Annotated in this window: 16 protein-coding genes; 9 read left to right on the top strand and 7 right to left on the bottom strand. The window is 57.3% G+C overall.

Translation table 11 applies throughout. The features are described 5' to 3' along the window. Positions 1 to 2: 2 nt before the first annotated feature. Entirely contained in the window at positions 3 to 926 is a 924-nt protein-coding gene (locus V5N13_RS12000; RefSeq protein WP_336360953.1) for a glycoside hydrolase, read from the bottom strand. A 760-nt stretch (positions 927 to 1,686) separates the two neighbouring features. On the opposite strand from V5N13_RS12000, the gene V5N13_RS11995 reads away from it, so the two are divergent. Next, positions 1,687 to 2,325: a cysteine hydrolase family protein gene (locus tag V5N13_RS11995; RefSeq protein ID WP_336360952.1), complete on the top strand. Its 639-nt coding sequence runs from the start codon at positions 1,687 to 1,689 to the stop codon at positions 2,323 to 2,325. Positions 2,326 to 2,342: 17 nt separating this feature from the next. Here the strand turns inward: V5N13_RS11995 and V5N13_RS11990 are convergent, their stop codons facing one another. Next, entirely contained in the window at positions 2,343 to 2,546 is a 204-nt protein-coding gene (locus V5N13_RS11990) for a hypothetical protein (protein ID WP_336360951.1), read from the bottom strand. 115 nt (positions 2,547 to 2,661) lie between these two features. Continuing rightward, the gene (locus V5N13_RS11985) at positions 2,662 to 2,961 is read right to left on the bottom strand and encodes an antibiotic biosynthesis monooxygenase (RefSeq protein WP_336360950.1); all 300 of its coding nucleotides are present in this window, start codon (positions 2,959 to 2,961) and stop codon (positions 2,662 to 2,664) included. A 274-nt stretch (positions 2,962 to 3,235) separates the two neighbouring features. Here V5N13_RS11985 and V5N13_RS11980 point away from each other — a divergent pair, with 274 nt between their 5' ends. The 5 genes from V5N13_RS11980 to V5N13_RS11960 all read left to right on the top strand — a co-directional run bounded on the left by V5N13_RS11980 (position 3,236) and on the right by V5N13_RS11960 (position 8,066). After that, positions 3,236 to 4,621 (top strand): FAD-binding oxidoreductase, encoded by a 1,386-nt coding sequence (locus V5N13_RS11980; protein WP_336360949.1) that lies wholly within the window; start codon positions 3,236 to 3,238, stop codon positions 4,619 to 4,621. A gap of 229 nt (positions 4,622 to 4,850) precedes the next feature. Next, positions 4,851 to 5,423: a pyridoxamine 5'-phosphate oxidase family protein gene (locus V5N13_RS11975; RefSeq protein ID WP_336360948.1), complete on the top strand. Its 573-nt coding sequence runs from the start codon at positions 4,851 to 4,853 to the stop codon at positions 5,421 to 5,423. A gap of 90 nt (positions 5,424 to 5,513) precedes the next feature. Then, positions 5,514 to 6,626: a winged helix DNA-binding domain-containing protein gene (locus V5N13_RS11970; protein ID WP_336360947.1), complete on the top strand. Its 1,113-nt coding sequence runs from the start codon at positions 5,514 to 5,516 to the stop codon at positions 6,624 to 6,626. Positions 6,627 to 6,765: 139 nt separating this feature from the next. Continuing rightward, complete coding sequence (locus V5N13_RS11965; RefSeq protein ID WP_336360946.1) at positions 6,766 to 7,629, top strand: hypothetical protein; 864 nt, start codon at positions 6,766 to 6,768, stop codon at positions 7,627 to 7,629. A gap of 5 nt (positions 7,630 to 7,634) precedes the next feature. Continuing rightward, positions 7,635 to 8,066, top strand: a complete 432-nt coding sequence (locus tag V5N13_RS11960) for a hypothetical protein (RefSeq protein ID WP_336360945.1) — start codon at positions 7,635 to 7,637, stop codon at positions 8,064 to 8,066. Between the two features lie 79 nt (positions 8,067 to 8,145). On the opposite strand, the gene V5N13_RS11955 is transcribed toward V5N13_RS11960, so the two are convergent. The 4 genes from V5N13_RS11955 to V5N13_RS11940 all read right to left on the bottom strand — a co-directional run bounded on the left by V5N13_RS11955 (position 8,146) and on the right by V5N13_RS11940 (position 10,682). Next, positions 8,146 to 8,454 (bottom strand): hypothetical protein, encoded by a 309-nt coding sequence (locus tag V5N13_RS11955; protein ID WP_336360944.1) that lies wholly within the window; start codon positions 8,452 to 8,454, stop codon positions 8,146 to 8,148. 15 nt (positions 8,455 to 8,469) lie between these two features. Beyond that, on the bottom strand, positions 8,470 to 8,949 hold the full coding sequence (locus V5N13_RS11950; protein WP_336360943.1) for an MOSC domain-containing protein: 480 nt from the start codon (positions 8,947 to 8,949) through the stop codon (positions 8,470 to 8,472). Positions 8,950 to 9,006: 57 nt separating this feature from the next. After that, a complete protein-coding gene (locus V5N13_RS11945; protein WP_336360942.1) occupies positions 9,007 to 9,573 on the bottom strand; it encodes a peroxiredoxin in 567 nt (188 codons plus the stop codon). A gap of 122 nt (positions 9,574 to 9,695) precedes the next feature. Continuing rightward, the gene (locus V5N13_RS11940; protein ID WP_336360941.1) at positions 9,696 to 10,682 is read right to left on the bottom strand and encodes an ornithine cyclodeaminase family protein; all 987 of its coding nucleotides are present in this window, start codon (positions 10,680 to 10,682) and stop codon (positions 9,696 to 9,698) included. Positions 10,683 to 10,870: 188 nt separating this feature from the next. On the opposite strand from V5N13_RS11940, the gene V5N13_RS11935 reads away from it, so the two are divergent. From V5N13_RS11935 to V5N13_RS11925, 3 genes are all read left to right on the top strand, one after another. Then, the gene (locus V5N13_RS11935) at positions 10,871 to 12,265 is read left to right on the top strand and encodes an APC family permease (RefSeq protein ID WP_336360940.1); all 1,395 of its coding nucleotides are present in this window, start codon (positions 10,871 to 10,873) and stop codon (positions 12,263 to 12,265) included. Positions 12,266 to 12,660: 395 nt separating this feature from the next. Next, complete coding sequence (locus V5N13_RS11930; protein ID WP_336360939.1) at positions 12,661 to 13,050, top strand: hypothetical protein; 390 nt, start codon at positions 12,661 to 12,663, stop codon at positions 13,048 to 13,050. Between the two features lie 1,210 nt (positions 13,051 to 14,260). After that, on the top strand, positions 14,261 to 15,526 hold the full coding sequence (locus V5N13_RS11925; protein WP_336360938.1) for an RNA-guided endonuclease InsQ/TnpB family protein: 1,266 nt from the start codon (positions 14,261 to 14,263) through the stop codon (positions 15,524 to 15,526). The last annotated feature ends 9 nt before the right edge of the window (positions 15,527 to 15,535 follow it).

Here is a 15,535-nt window from a genome sequence, read left to right as displayed (position 1 = left end):
GACTACACCTGCCCCCACTCAGGAACGCGCTTGCGCTCTTCGCCCTCGAAATCTGCCGTACCCGACATCGCCTGTATCGAGTGAGCGTCTTCCATACTCCAGACCGCCCCATCCTCGTGAAACAGGCCGTTGACAACGCCGTAACTCCGCTGTGGTTCGACCCACGCTGGCTTTACCATCAACGACCAGAAGAAGTTCCCATAGCCAAACTCGTGGATGAGCGGCGCCAGACTCGCATACTTCGGAGTCTGTTCGCTCGGCTTCTTTGGCGACGCGCGTGCACGCTGCCACTCGGTGAGCCAGATGGGGGATTCCACCGCATCGTGCATGTACGACACGCGCTCTAACATCGTCCGAAACATCCCTGGATTCGAGGCGAAATTATAGTGAAATTGGAGGATGTCGCTCCCCCAGTCGATGTAGTCTGCGTTATTTACCAGACTCGTCGCCCCGACAGTTAGCGGAACGCTCCCTCGTTTTGCGGCGACCCGTTCGAACATCTCCGCTGCGAACTCATACTTCGAGGATTCCCACCCCGGTTCGTTCATGACTTCGATGCCGAGCAGTCGATCATCATCGCGATACCGTTCCATGAACCAATCGACGAACCCTCTCGGCTCGTCCCACTTCTCCCGATTGAACAACACGATGCTCGATGGCGAGCTGAGCCCAATCGCGGTCTTCGGGTCGGTATCCGTAAGTCGACTTGGCGTCGGTTCGATTCCGATGGCATCGAACAGGCCGATGAGAACCGAAATGCCGCGGTCGTCTGCAGCCTGGAGGAAGTGGTCGAGAGCAGCTTCGTGGGCCTCCGGGTCTTCCAGCCACGCTTCGTAACACAGCCACGTCCGAACTGCGTTCAGGTTTACCTGCCTCGCATACGAAAGGTCTCGTTCGACGACGGCCGGGTCGTACTGCTGCCACATCTGATAGAGGTTGAAAGCTCGCGAGGGGATGTACACCGCTCCACGCACGTCAATATCGTCATACGTAGAGCGTTCTGGAATAGCCGATTCATTCGGGGTGACCGGCGTAGATGGCTCCGAATCATAGGCTACATGCTCAGGAATCGTATGACCAATCACATACCACGCAGCACCTCCAACGCTCCCAGCCGTACCCAACAAAAGCAGTTGCCGCCGTGTCAGGTCATTCGTCATGGTTGCCTCCACGCTGCCCATTGCACTTGGGCGCGATTTTTGAGAGAGCATGTAAGGAGTTGCGTTCTATGAACGTTCCCACCGAGTTGGGTGAGTACGTACTCGAACCCGGATGGCAAACTGACCTTCTCTCACCTCTCACAGCGTGCCCTTCTGCGAGGACTGCTCGGTCGAACAACGCTGTGTCGTGTCCTGGATTCCTTCGAAACATAGTTGGCTGAGCATTTTTCTGCAGGCGTTCGCCACCACTGCCCTCCCACGGATGGCTCGTCTTAGTGTGAGTTTCCGGGAGGGTTAAAAAGTGGTTCTGGCCACATTCTCGAATTCAACCATAACGGGCTGAAAACGGAGCGATTCAACCGTCTACAGACTGCTGCATCGAGTGGTCGCGTGAAGCAGGACGATAAACCCGAAAGACAGCCACCACTGAACTCTCCTGTGGTGGCATGTGTGGTGGTATTTGGGGTAACCTCAAGGACACCGCTATCTATATCCAATCGGCTAACATCATTATTAATGATGAGCTATGTCCATCACACTCGTACCAGAACGAACCGTACTGCTGATTACCGACCCACAAGTTGATTTCCTCAAGCCTGAAAGCGTCGTCTGGGATCACGTCGGTGAAACAGTCGAGGAGAACAATGTCGTCGAAAATCTGGTTCAACTGAGAGACGCTGCCCGTGAAGGTGGTATCAAGGTGTTCTATTCGCCACACTACTACGAGCAAGACGAGTACGAAAGCTGGCAACACCTGAACACTATCGATGGGATGATGTTCGAGACCCGGATGTTCGACCGCGCTGGCTCAGGGAGCGACTTTATTCCCGAACTCGAACCCGACGACAACACCTTCGTGTGCGCGCCACACAAGCAGCTCAGTGGGTTCTGGAGCAACGACATCAACACGCAACTCCGCCAACGCGACATTAGCACGATTGTACTCGCAGGAATGAGCGCGAATCTGTGCGTCGAATCACATCTTCGCGACGCCGTTGAAGCTGGATTCGAGGTCGTCGTCGTTACTGATGCAACCGCCGCTGCTGGCAAAGCCGCGCTCGATGCCGCCTACACGAACTACGGCTTCATCGCACACGAAACCACCACGACCGAGGAGATAGTTCCTCGACTCGCGCAAAGAGAGATGGCTCCAGCTGACGATTAACCCCGAACAGTCGACTTTCAGCCTTTTTCGAATTGTCCACCAATAACGAGGCCAATCGTAAGGCCAATTGAAGTTCCGATTGCAATACCCAGCGCGATATTGTTGAAGACAACCCCGAACACAACGCCGAGTCCTGCGCCGAGGGACATGCCGAGTGCGACGGCGAGGGCGAGAGTTTGGTCGGCTTCCTCCTTCGCGTCATCGACCGACAGTTGACTCATTGGATGAACAACACTTGTGAACTGGATAAATCTCTGTGTCCAATTGACTGAAAGCTCAGGCTACGTACCGATGTAGTGGAACGTTAGAAAGTGGGGTCAACAGCAGGAGTGCAGGTTATGCAGACGGTTCGATAACCGATTTCTGATCGACCATCTTTACGACCGACAGTTCTGGCATCCCCTTCACGCCTGCAGCCGCCAACCGCTCACGCATCTCTTCGGACCCAAAGAACGCACGAGGATCTTCTGCGTCATCCCAGTCGAACAGGACGACGACCTCGTTCGGATCGTCCACACTCTGGAAGGTCTGATAGCCCAGCTGTCCGTGTTCAGTGCGGAAGGAATCGTTACTGTCGAACGAGGATTTCCACGCCTCGAAGTCCGCCACGGTAGCCGTTGCAACTAAGAACGCCATTTATATCACCATCAATTATGTAGGTTTCGGGAGGGTATAAATATGCCATGTACTAGAATTGCATAGCTATCTAATAGCGGACGGCTTCTTTGCTCAGACGCCCCCCTGACCTGGTCCTACCGCACCGGGAACGATACGCACCCAATATGCTGTTCGACCGCACTAACTCACCCAACAACTGTCAGATTCGGCGTGTAAGACGTAGAATGGGTTTTCATCACCCATTGTCCCATGGGAACGGCTAACGCAGTTCGTGTGGTAGAAGACCTACGTGATGGTAACAGTTAGCGACTTCCGAAAAACGTTTCGTGGTACCCTGCTCCAGCCCCAAGACAAGGGCTACCACGAGGCCCGTGCGGTCTGGAACGGGGCAATCGATCGCCATCCTGCGGTCATCGCTAGGTGTGCAGGCACCGCGGATGTAATCGCGGCTGTGAACTTCGCACGGGACCACGACCTCGAAATCGCGGTCCGCGGCGGCGGCCACAATGTTGCCGGCACCGCCGTCTGCGACGACGGAATCGTTATCGACCTCTCAGCGATGCGAGCCGTGTGGGTTGACCCGGGCGCACGAACCGCCCGAGTACAGGGCGGTGCCCTGTGGGGTGATGTTGACCACGAGACCCAGGTCCACGGCTTGGCAACCACGGGCGGCATCGTCAGTCACACCGGCGTCGCTGGACTCACACTCGGCGGTGGAATTGGCTGGATGATGCGCACGCACGGCCTCACCGCCGACAACGTGCGCTCGGCCGATGTGGTGACCGCCACTGGCGAATTCATCCGAGCCTCGGACGACGAGCACCCGGATCTGTTCTGGGCGCTCCGAGGCGGTGGCGGAAACTTCGGCATCGTGACTTCCTTTGAGTTCGCCCTCCACCCTGTTGGTCCAACTGTACTCGCCGGCCCCGTGTACTGGGCAGCGGACGACACCGCCGACGTGCTACGCTTCTATCGCGACTTCGCGCGGGATGCTCCCGACAAACTTGGCACCGTCATCAAGTTCGGGACTGTTCCTCCTCTCCCAGCTGTCCCTGAGGAGCTTCATTGGCGACCCGCCGTTGCCATCAACACCTGCTACGCCGGGCCAGTCGACGAGGGTGAACGCGTCCTCCGACCACTGCGTGAGTACGGGACACCGCTTCTCGACCTAGTTTCGGCCAAGTCCTATTTGGCACACCAGGGTGGGCTCGACAGCACCGTCCCCCATGGATGGCACTACTACTGGAAATCGACCGATCTGCCGGAGCTGTCCGATGACCTGATTGACGTGTTCGTGGACCACGCTTTCTCGGCGGAATCACCCCGCTCGTACTCGGTGCTATTCCATCTCGGCGGCGCAGTGAGCCACATCGATGATGACGCCACCGCCTACACCGGGCGGAACTCGCCTCACAACCTCAACATCAACGGTGTCTGGCGTCCCGACGAGGAGGAGAAGTACGCCGAGTCGGAAACAGCGTGGACCCGTCGCTTTTTCGACGCGCTCGAACCCCATCGAGAGGGAGTCTACGTGAATTTTCTTGACGCCGACGACGGTACCCAACGGGTCCGTGAAGCCTACGGTGCAGACACCTACCAGCGTCTCGCCGAGGTCAAGGCCGAATACGATCCCGAGAACGTGTTCCACCGCAACCAGAACATCGAGCCGGCCGTCTGACCCGTTCTCACCCGACAATCCTGCGAAGTAACGGTTGATTCAACAACGCGTGCTGAATACGCGCCCTGCATGCACCACGACCGCTGAACCCAACGCAGACGCTGTCAGAACCCACGTGAACAGACAGAGACGATTCGTGCTTGCTACAGTGCTCGCATTCCGACTCATGGAGTGACGGAAACGTACCGAAACCTCCGAATCTATGTTCTCTCCCCGCGCTCCTTTTGCCATGAGCGACGACATCGAGAACATCACCGACACCATCCGCTATCAGGGCAAAGCGGTCTCCGACCCGGAGTGGATCCCAGCGTTCCTCGCCACCCAAAAATCGGGCGTCATCGGGCTGATTGACGACGACACGCCGCACCTCGTGACACAACTGTTCGTCTACGACGACGAGGAGGGCGCGATATACCTCCACGGCGCACAGGGCGGGCGCGCCCACGACCTCGTGGGGGCGGGCGACGAACCGCGGGCGTCTTTTACGACCCACGAGATGGGACGGTTCATCCCCGCAGATGAACCCGTGAACTTCACCGTCGAGTATTCGAGCGTGGTCGCCTACGGAACCATCTCGTTCGTCTCTGCGGAAGCCGAAAAGCGCCGCGTACTCGAACTGTTCATGGACAAATACGCGCCACAACTCATCCCCGGCGAGGATTACGAACTCATGAGCGAGGAGTCCATCGACCGGACGGCCGTGTATCGGTTCGCCGTCGAATCGTGGAGCGGAAAAGAGGGCTGGAAGGCTTCCGACCATCCGGGTGCATACGATTTAGACGCGGAACGAGAGGCGGAGTAACGTTCGGATGACAGAGTGAAGACCATCGTCTTCGTTCTCGACCAGCCAGTTCGGAGATAGTGCTTTCTGGCCCTTCACCGTAAAATTCGTATGGTACGGACGTTCTCCGATGACGAGGTGAGACGGCTTCGTCTGCGTTCTCAGCTACTCGACACAGGGACTGCCACAGACGTTCCGGACGTACTCTCCCGTGTCTGTGGCCTCCAAGCGCAGGATGCGGGGGCAGCGACGCTCGGTATTAGAACACGGAGTTCGGGCGTGACCGCCGCGGACGTGGAAGCGGCCTTGTTCGAGAACCGGAGCGTCGTTCGAACCTGGTGCATGCGAGGCACCCTCCATCTCGTCGCCACCGAAGACGTTCCATGGTTGCTGTCGGTGTTCGGCCCCGTGTTCGTCGCCCGGGGGCGGAAACGACTCAGCGACCTTGGGTTTGACGACGATGCAAGCGCGAACGCAGTCGAGACGATTCACGACGCAATCGACGACCATGGACCGCTCACCCGAGCGGAGATTGTGGAGTCGGTCCAGCGAGCCGGGTTTGCGTTCGACGCTCGTGGTCAGGCCCCGTTTCACCTCATCCTCCGTGCGGCATTGCAGGGACTCGTCTGCAAGGTCGCACCGGTAGACGGGGCTGAGGCGTACGGACTGCTCAGCGAGTGGGTGGGGATACGAGAGTTCCCGAAGAGAGAAGCCAGCTTGCGAACCCTCGCGCGGCGCTACCTTTCTGCGTATCAACCCGCATCCCTCGCGGACTTCGCCTCGTGGTCGAAATTGCCGATGGCTGACGTTCGAGCCGCGTGGGCGGCAATCGAGGACGAACGAACCGTCGTCAACGACGGTGGAGATAGAATCGAGATGTTGGCCGGAGACGTTCCCAATCAGGATGATATTCAGGAATCGTCGCTCCGATTGCTCCCCCGTTTCGACACCTATCTCCTCGGGTACGCAAGTCGGGAATTCGCTGTTTCGCCAGCAAAGGAAAGCAACATCTGGCCGGGTGGAGGTATGATTCAACCCACCGTTATCCACGATGGTCGCGCGATCGCAACGTGGAAACTTGACCGCTCGAAGCGCCAGACAGAAGTGATTTTCGTACCGTTCGACGAGTTTCTCGCCGATTGGCACGCGACGTTAGACGCGGAAGTGGAGGATATCGGACGATTCCTTGATGAAGATGTGGGCTATCGAATCGAAGGGAGTTGACGCCGAATGCGCGCTGGGTTTACTCACATTCGTAGTCGAAATCGGCTCCTCGATTTTGAGACTGCCCACTACACCACCCAAATATTCATACTAGTAATAATCCGATAAGCTAATATTACCTCCAGTTGTATGCAAAGCCATGCCTCTTGCTGGCACAGGCTTCGAATCCTGCCACTTCCCACAGATTCCGTACGACGAGGTGCACTCTGCGCACATCCGAGCAGAAATCCGACGGGGTGCGTTCGAAGACCTCGACCACCGAAGGTTCGTAAACGACCTCGTCTACGTCGAGTGGTACACACGAATCGGCATCGCACCGACGCTCAGGGCGACTACTGCCAACGGAATCCGCGCCACCATCTGGCGACTTGCGCTGAAACACCCGACCGTGTTCGACACCATTCGACGCGAACTTGGAGCCACGACGCGCAATGAAGCGTTTAACGAAGAGGACTTCGGTAAGTGGAACTGGAACGGGGAAGAAGACCCACTCTCTCGGCGCATCTGGGCGACTCGTCATCGGTGGGAGTGGAATCGAGTGTGCGATGAGAAGGCGAAAATTAGGCAGGGAACCGCAGACCGGGTGCAACTCAGCGTCCGTCCAGCATTTGCGCCGTTTCGGTTTCCGAAGCTTCACTACGACGACCTCCAGTCAGACTTCATCGTCGCAGAGATTCGACGCGGCTCGTTCGACGATGTTGAATATCGACAGTACGTGAACAAGCTAGTGTACATTGAGACGTGGACGCGCGAGCCAACTCGCATCGCGTTCAATGCAGTCCCCCATTACAAACCGTGGCTCCTCTGCGCCCAGTTCCCCGAGGAATACGACATCATCCGGAGAGAGCTGGACGCGCCGACGCGCGCAGCGTTCGAACGCAACCCACCACCCGTCCCTGCTGGCGAAGTCGAACAGCGAGGGCGTCAGCACAAACGCGAGTGGCTCGCGGTTCAAGAAGACAGTAGCCCGTCCGAATCGAGTCTGTTTGGAACGCGGCGGTGAGCACCATGCGCATCGAAGTTCCAGAGGGTGGCTTTGCAGACGAGATTACCGAACGACTCATAGATGCCATCATCGCGGGTGCGGACGAACTCGCCACCGGCGTCGCCCGCGACCTCGTTCAGAAAGACCGCTGCGATACGTGTTGCGACACGAGATTCGACTACACCGAAGACGGTCCGCTCTCTACGATAACGCACGTCGAACACATCGCCTACGAAGCAATCACGCTCATCGGATTGGCCGAACACGGGACGTTGACCTTCGACCCGGTCGCGTACGATTGGGTGTGTGTCGGCATCGAAACGACACTGGTTGTGGAATTTTTCAACCGCTGTGCGCCCCCGGAACGGTGCGCCGTGTGTAGAGACCGGAGCATCGAGGAGTGTGGTCATTGGCGGTCGGGCAGTGAATGTCCGTATCGAGGCGAGGCACCGTAACCGGAGTGAAGTCTCAAAAGTTGTCTCTCAGTGCCCGTCCCACCTTCAACGAAAAAGCGCGATTCACCGGCGGCTCGGGTTAGTCCCAGCCGTAAATCGCGTCAAATTCGGCTTTTCGGGCTTCGAACGCCTCGTACATGCGGTCGCTCACTGCCTCGGCAGACTCGTAGCCGTCGACCCGTTTGGCGACGATTTGGCTTACCATCGCACGCGTAAAGTTCTCCCACGGTTTCGACGGCGAGTTGATGCTCGCTATCTGTTCGTCGTCATCGAGAATATCGATGTAGCAGAGGTGATTGCCGCCCTCTGGGTGGTCAGGGCCAGTGCGGACACGGAGCGTCAGTGAGTCACCGAGGGCGACTTCGAGTGGATGAGTTGAATCAGTCATCGGTAGCTGGTGGAATTAGAGAATAATCGCGTCGTCACGTTCGATTCGTCCAGACTCGATGACTCGTGCATCGAGGCCGCCGCGATGTTTCAGTGCATCTGCGACTTTTCCCTTTCCGACAAGCCCCTGCATGTACCCACAGGGCTCACAGAGATTCAGCCCCTCACAGACGGCGTCACCAACCTGAAACCGTTTGCCGACGAGATGGTTGAGCGCCACGTCGCGCGTCACGACGTTCCGGCGCGCATCCCCGAGGGCGAGGGCGATGTTGTAATCCTCGCGGACGGCTTCGATGGCCTCCAGTTCGATGAAGGTGATGTCGCTCGCCTCGTTGTTCGGATTGTCTTCCCACTCGTTCCAGATGCCCTTGCCCTTGAAATAGCGGTCACCCTCGATGCCCCGGTCTTCGACCGCGTTTACCGACTCGTGTTCGACCATCTCGTCTCCCGTATCGGGGGCGGTGAAGATGCGAACGACCACGCCGTTTTCGCTCATGTATGTGGTGACATGCCACGCCACTATTAAACTAGAGCCCACGGTCTGACTGGCTCGTTACTGGGAGTCGTTGCTCACCCACGCCAGAACGTTGCCTGCGTGCTCGTCTGGAGGGAAAATCGGATAGAAGACGTGTTCGATTCTCCCGTCAGACACGACCAGCGTCAACCGCTTCAGATAGTCGGCCCCCTCAATGGTGAACGTCGGTAACTCGAGTGCCGTCGCCACCTCCCACTCGGCATCGCTGAGCAGCTCAAAGGGAAGGTCCAGCCGGTCACGGGCCTCGCGTTGGTACTCACTCGTCTGTGTAGACAGTCCGTAGACCTCACCGACCCCACTCTCTCTGAGCGCCTCGTACTGACTGCGAAAGCCGAGCGACTCGGGCGTACAGCCACGGGCACCCGGGACCGCTTCCCAGCCCGCTGGAATCACGTCCGTGTCTGGCCGCCCCGTCAGCGGATAGACATAGATGACCGTTCGCGGCGGAAGCTTGTGGAGAGAAACGGTGGTGCCGTCGGTTGCTGGGAGTGACAGCTCAGGCAGTTCCATCCCGCGGAGATGGTCGGCCGCACCATCGTCTTCCGGTACTGGGAGGTTGTCTGGCAATGGGAAGTCCTCTGACATACACCGGTCAATCACTCACACAAAAATAAACCCCTACTATCTGTCCAATAGTTGGACAGTGGTCAAAAAATAGATGATTTTAGAGATTGTGTGCAATTTTTAGGTGAGCGTCGGCGGCTGTATCACAGCGACAGTTCGCTGCCGACACTTTCGGACACTGCGTGGTCATAGATATGCCCAGCCACCGCCGCATCCATCACCGCAGACCCGACGCTTTCAACGACGATGACGTCCTCGGGCGACGCTCGCTTCGCCTCGCCAGTGAGCAGGTCCGAGAAGGGAATGAGGTCGTCCTCAGCGAGAGCACTCTCCAGAATATCGCCAATCTCGGCCACCTCTTCTGGGACGTCCGCAAACACCGTGCTCGCCCCTTCGATTGTTTGCGCATCGAGTTCCTGCATCTCGGCGGTGTACGCACCGATTCCGACGACAGTCGTTCCCGGTGCGAGGTGGGCACCCGAGAACACCGGTACGGTACTCGTCGTCGCGGTGATAACCAGCGTCGCATCCGAGACGGCAGCTTCGGGCGATCCGGCCGTCTCGATAGGCACGTCGAGTTCCGTCGTGAGTTCTCGGACCGCCTCGGCAAGCATCGATTCGTTGTGGTCGTACAGGATAATGGATTCAACCTCTGCTGCGGTTGTCACCGCGCGAATCTGCCAGCGCGACTGCGTTCCCGCACCGATGACGGCAAGCGAAATCGGTCCTGCACAGAGCTCTCGTGCGGCCAGTCCGCCGATGCAACTCGTCCGCGCGGCCGTGATGACTGAGCCATCCATATACGCCACTGGAAGCCCGGTTTCTGCTGCGTTCACCGCGATTTGGGCGTGTATCGTCGGCAGCCCACGACGCTTGTTCTTGGGGTGGACGCTCACGAGTTTCGTGGCGAAATACTCGCTGCCGTGGATGTACGCAGGCATGACGAGTCCTGTCCCGAGCGGTTCGTCTGGGTGGCTTGAATCGAGTTTTTGCCCAACTGGAAAGTGTGGTCGCTCCGGCCGTTCGACCTCGCCACGACCCTGTTTGCGTAAGGCGTCTTCAACGACGGAGAGAACGTCTTCAATATCAAGAAGGCCTCGAACGTCTGCATCCGAGAGAATGCGAGTCATTAGCACTCAATGACGGAGATGGCGTGTAGTTCTTTCCGTCTTCGGCGCAGGTCGCTCACTGCACAGCGGGGAAATACACGGCACTCCAGTCGTGAAATGGCAGTGTAATCCTCATTTATTTTCACACATTCAAAACGGATAGAAACCCATAAATAGGGCGATTCAACTTATCTTCGAGACATAGTACCATGGCAGGGGAACTCTCCCGCGTCCTTTCGAAGCGCGACATTTTTGTGCTCGCCTTCGGCGCAATGATTGGGTGGGGTTGGATCGTACAGACCGGCTACTTCATCGACCAGAGTGGGGTATCCGGCGCAATCGCGGCGTTCATCCTCGGCGGGTTCATGGTGAGCGTCGTCTCACTCATCTACGGCGAACTCGCCTCCGCGATGCCGTTTGTCGGCGGCGAACACAGCTACAGCCTCAAGGCGCTCGGGCCGATTGGCTCGTTCGTGTGTACGTGGGCGCTCATCTTCGGCTACGTGAGCGTCGTCGCCTTCGAGGCAATCGCGCTCCCGAGCGCACTCGCCTACATCGTCCCCGGCTTCAACGTCTTCGAGCTGTGGACCGTCGCCGGAAATCCCGTCTACGCCTCGTGGGTCGCCACCGGCGTCATCGGTTCTGTCGTCATCACCTACCTGAACTACCGTGGCGTTCGCCCCGCCGCGCAGTTCCAGGCCATCCTCGCGCTCGTCATCACGCTCGCCGGCGCGACGCTCCTCGCAGGCGCGCTCTTTAACGGTACCTCGCCCGCAGACCCACCGTTTGCCGGCGCGGGCATCGGCGGAGTGTTCACTGTCGCCATCATGACGCCGTTCATGTTCGTCGGCTTCGACGTGATTCCCCAGGCGGCAGGCGAAGCGAACATCTCGCCAAAGCTCCTCGGGAGCCTCATCGGCATCTCGGTCGTCTGTGCCGCCACGTTCTACATCGCCGTTATCTGGGCGGCCGGACACGTCGCCTCCGGCGCGGTGCTCGTAGACAGCGCCCTCCCCGCAGCCAAGGCGATGGAAATCGCGTTCAACAGCCAGACCATCGGCCGTATCATGGCGCTGGCCGGACTCGCTGGCATCCTCACGAGTTGGAACGGGTTCGTCCTCGGCGCGAGCCGCGCGATTTACGCACTCGCAGACTCAGAGATGCTCCCCGACTCACTCGCCACGCTCCACCCGAAACACAACACGCCCTCGACCGCAATCGTCCTCGTCGGCGGGCTCGCCGCGCTCGCACCGCTGTTCGGCGAGCAGATGCTCATATGGATTGTCAATGCGGGCGGCCTCGGACTGGTCACCGCGTGGTTCCTCGTCGTCATCTCGTTCCTCGTCCTGCGCTACCGCGACCCCGCGATGGAACGGCCGTTCAAGCTCCCCGGCGGCTACGCCGTCGGCGCACTCGCCCTCGCGTTGACTGTCTTCTTCATCGGCCTCTACATGCCCGGGTCGCCATCTGAACTTGGTGTCTACGAGTGGGCAATCATCCTCGCGTGGTGTGTCCTCGGTGCCGTATTGCTTGGGCTGGCCGGTGGCTTCCCGAGCAGGAGCGAAGCGCGGTCGCATCTTCGCCAGCAAGAATTGAACGACTGAACGGCGGAACGAGAAAATCGCGATTTAGGTAGCATTTTTATCCGTATCACCCTTGAACGACCGACGTGGGTGGGCGACGCCGACTCAGCCTAGAACGTACGAGAGAGGACAACAGTTCTGGTTCCGCCACCGTCCGGTGTTTTCGCCGTATCGTTCGATGGCGAGTTGCCGACGACATACATTGTCTGTTGCACGCCAATTTAGACAGCACCTGAGTAGACTTCAGCGGTTGTGCGCAATAGCAGGAACAGTTACCTCAGATACTGTGTTCTCGATATTCCCTAGTGGGCTTTTTCGGGTCGGGGTCGCTCGACGTGGAATGAAATACGTCCTGCTGGCTGCAGTATTGTTATCATACCATCATTATTATTACAGGGCCACCCTACCAGCCACCTATGGCGATGAGGATAGCGACCCGTCTCGAGGAGTTCTTCACCAAACGGGCGGAGGGGAACCTGCGAAGCATTATCAAATACGACCACGACGGCACCGAGGTGGTCTATCTGCGCGAGGACGTAGCCGCCCGTTACTCCGCCGAAGAGGTCGAGGAGGCGGTGGAAGACTCGGTGATGGAGTCGTTGTTTGCTCCGGTGTATGGGGACATCTACAATGATGACCACGGGGAGTTGACGTGCATGATCAAGTGCTTCGAGAACGTCATCGAGATGAATTTCGTAGTGGACGACGGGGTGGGCGCATCGGTGGCGCTGGATGCGAATGCGATGACCGGAGCACGGGGTCTCGTCGCCGATGCACGGGCCATTGTCCTCGAAGAACGGGAATAGCGCGCCACCCTCCGCAACCAAGGCGGCGACAACCGCTGTCGGGCATCCTCAAGAGAAATTTCGGAGTTTCGATTGGCGTGGTATTTCTATGGGAATCTGCATCAGTTTGGTATCAGTTCAGCTGCTGAATACACCCTCTGTATCTTGCACGCCACTTCTCTCAATCTCCGAGGATTTCAGCAAAATCTTCACACTCGGAGTTCGGGCTTCAAATCGGTGGAGCTATCGAACAAAGACTTCTCAGGCACTCGTTCGGTTTCCACAATCGGGTTGAAACCCCGGAAGAAGGCGTAAGAATGGGGAATTGATGTGAGTGTGGAGCGGACCGTGAGGGGGATCGGGTACAGAAGACAGATTAAAGATTGTAGGAATAGCGACCTCCCAGCACCTGTATTCGACGGAATTGAATATTCCAATCGCGCACCGAGAAGAGTTGTGATGCTCGTAGAAAACCAGTAAAATCGAAAACCGCCAGACGTTAACCGATTGTGGAAATTCTGAAGGCGAAATTGACTCTCAAGCATGGTTCATCGAATGCCCACCCGAATATCAAGCACCCCACAATATCGCCCTCCTCAACGCCTCTCACACCTGTTCACAGGCTTCAAACTACAAACCGACCACCACCTCAAAACCCCCCACACTCACATCTACATCTTACGTACAAGCGCTCTACCGGGGAAAAACACCGATTGTGGAATGAATGGCTGAATTCCCGAATACTAGAGGAGGCGCTCTAAAACTCCGGCTCAAGGCGAAATAGAAAGATTTCGATGAATGGGTAGAATTGGCCGGTCGAATGAGGATGGAAGAGAAATCAAATCGCGGGCTTGAGAGGCTCTATGGCGGCAGATCACATGAATACACTTGGAGAGAAACCGAAGAAGAGCTCCTGAAATCGGTCCAAAATCCGATTGTGAAGCAGGACTGTGAAAATCGAACCGAGTGGAAGTAAGGGTCAAATCAGTCTAAGGGGATGCTTTTGATTGGGGTTGTTGAGGAAAACCAAAGTTCTCTGAGCATGAAAACTCGCATACTGAAGTCGATTGTGGAAATTAAGGTGGCGTTTGCGAAACCACGGAGTTTCTCTCGTTCTACAGGCAGTACAAGGCGAGTGCCCCGAGGCTTGACCTCGGGGGTGAAGCCGACAACGCCCAATCTATCAACGATAATCTATACCTTTACAGCACTTGAGTCCGTCGAATAGTGTATGGAGAAGTCGCTTACGAAGACACTCGTCTTCCAACTCCAACCCGATGACGAGCGACTTCTCTCCGAAGCGTATCACGAAGCCCGATGGGTGTACAACCAGACCATCCAGTTAGCGACAAACGGAATGGACTGGGACAACATCTCACCCCGTCTGGAAGACGAGGCAAACCTCGTGAAGAACACCACGCAACGAGTCGTCGCCAAGTCGTTAGACGCACTTCAGCAATCCTACGACCGAGACGACTACAACACGCCCAGTTATGAGAAAACTGGCCCATACCCGTTGAGGATGAACTTCACCGAAGGATACAACCTTACGCTCAAAGACGACGGGATACACTACCGAATCAGTGCCAAACCATACAACCCAGTCAACGGCACGCTTCGTGGTTCGCCTGACAACCTCGAACTTCTCGAACAAGCCCTCGAAAGCGACAAATGGCGTGTTGGAACAGCCGAAGCGATAGTTCGCAACGGAAACCACGAACTGCACGTCAACGTCACTCACCTCGAAGCGACCGTCCACGACAAACACGACGCTCAAACCGTCGTGGGAGTGGATATTAACGAGGACTGTGTGGCGCTTGCCGCCCTTCGTGAAGACGACCTTGTGGATTCGGTGGTCATCGACTACCCGGAAATCAAACACGAGCGGCATCGATACTTCACGATGCGAAAGCGGATGCAGAACGTTGGGCAGACAGCGTTCGACCGTGTGTTCGAGAACAAAGAGGAGCGATACGTCCACGACCAACTCCACCAAGTCTCCCGCCAGATTGTGGAGTGGGTTCAGCAATTCAAGTCGCCACTCGTTGTGTTTGAAGACCTCAAGCATATGCGAGACTCGATTAACTATGGCACTCGGATGAATCGTCGGTTGCACTCATTGCCGTTTCACAAACTCCGTTCGTTCGTCGCGTACAAGGCGGCGTTCGAGGGGATTCCAAGCGAAGATATTGACCCGGCTTACACCAGTCAGATGTGTTCTTTTACGGAGTGTGAGCATACGGCTCGGTCGAATCGTCGGAAGAAGCGGTTCAAGTGCAAAGCGTGTGGTCGGCAAGACCATGCTGACCGGAATGCGGCAGTGAATATTGCGAAGAAAGGGTTGGAGTCGTTGAATCGAAATGTGCCTGCTCTCAAGACGTTGCCGAATATTCGGAAACTGCGACGACAGGCATCGGGCTGTGTGAATCAGCCGACCGTGTCCCAACCGACCGTTCGAGGCTATCAGGCCGATGGTCGAGTGGGAGTGTCCGACTAACCCACGGGA

Origin of the sequence: Haladaptatus sp. ZSTT2 (genome assembly GCF_037081775.1) — an archaeon.
GTDB lineage: Archaea > Halobacteriota > Halobacteria > Halobacteriales > Halococcaceae > QDMS2.
The sequence above is the reverse complement of the archived record's forward strand: the minus strand, read 5'-3'. Positions and strand labels throughout refer to the sequence as shown.

What these genes read in the sequence shown, in the direction of transcription:
- V5N13_RS12000 (WP_336360953.1), bottom strand. Translation starts at nt 926, where the DNA reads ATGTGGCAGCAGTACGACCCGGCCGTCGTCGAACGAGACCTTTCGTAT.
- V5N13_RS11995 (WP_336360952.1), top strand. Translation starts at nt 1,687, where the DNA reads ATGTCCATCACACTCGTACCAGAACGAACCGTACTGCTGATTACCGAC.
- V5N13_RS11990 (WP_336360951.1), bottom strand. Translation starts at nt 2,546, where the DNA reads ATGAGTCAACTGTCGGTCGATGACGCGAAGGAGGAAGCCGACCAAACT.
- V5N13_RS11985 (WP_336360950.1), bottom strand. Translation starts at nt 2,961, where the DNA reads ATGGCGTTCTTAGTTGCAACGGCTACCGTGGCGGACTTCGAGGCGTGG.
- V5N13_RS11980 (WP_336360949.1), top strand. Translation starts at nt 3,236, where the DNA reads ATGGTAACAGTTAGCGACTTCCGAAAAACGTTTCGTGGTACCCTGCTC.
- V5N13_RS11975 (WP_336360948.1), top strand. Translation starts at nt 4,851, where the DNA reads ATGAGCGACGACATCGAGAACATCACCGACACCATCCGCTATCAGGGC.
- V5N13_RS11970 (WP_336360947.1), top strand. Translation starts at nt 5,514, where the DNA reads ATGGTACGGACGTTCTCCGATGACGAGGTGAGACGGCTTCGTCTGCGT.
- V5N13_RS11965 (WP_336360946.1), top strand. Translation starts at nt 6,766, where the DNA reads ATGCCTCTTGCTGGCACAGGCTTCGAATCCTGCCACTTCCCACAGATT.
- V5N13_RS11960 (WP_336360945.1), top strand. Translation starts at nt 7,635, where the DNA reads ATGCGCATCGAAGTTCCAGAGGGTGGCTTTGCAGACGAGATTACCGAA.
- V5N13_RS11955 (WP_336360944.1), bottom strand. Translation starts at nt 8,454, where the DNA reads ATGACTGATTCAACTCATCCACTCGAAGTCGCCCTCGGTGACTCACTG.
- V5N13_RS11950 (WP_336360943.1), bottom strand. Translation starts at nt 8,949, where the DNA reads ATGAGCGAAAACGGCGTGGTCGTTCGCATCTTCACCGCCCCCGATACG.
- V5N13_RS11945 (WP_336360942.1), bottom strand. Translation starts at nt 9,573, where the DNA reads ATGTCAGAGGACTTCCCATTGCCAGACAACCTCCCAGTACCGGAAGAC.
- V5N13_RS11940 (WP_336360941.1), bottom strand. Translation starts at nt 10,682, where the DNA reads ATGACTCGCATTCTCTCGGATGCAGACGTTCGAGGCCTTCTTGATATT.
- V5N13_RS11935 (WP_336360940.1), top strand. Translation starts at nt 10,871, where the DNA reads ATGGCAGGGGAACTCTCCCGCGTCCTTTCGAAGCGCGACATTTTTGTG.
- V5N13_RS11930 (WP_336360939.1), top strand. Translation starts at nt 12,661, where the DNA reads ATGGCGATGAGGATAGCGACCCGTCTCGAGGAGTTCTTCACCAAACGG.
- V5N13_RS11925 (WP_336360938.1), top strand. Translation starts at nt 14,261, where the DNA reads ATGGAGAAGTCGCTTACGAAGACACTCGTCTTCCAACTCCAACCCGAT.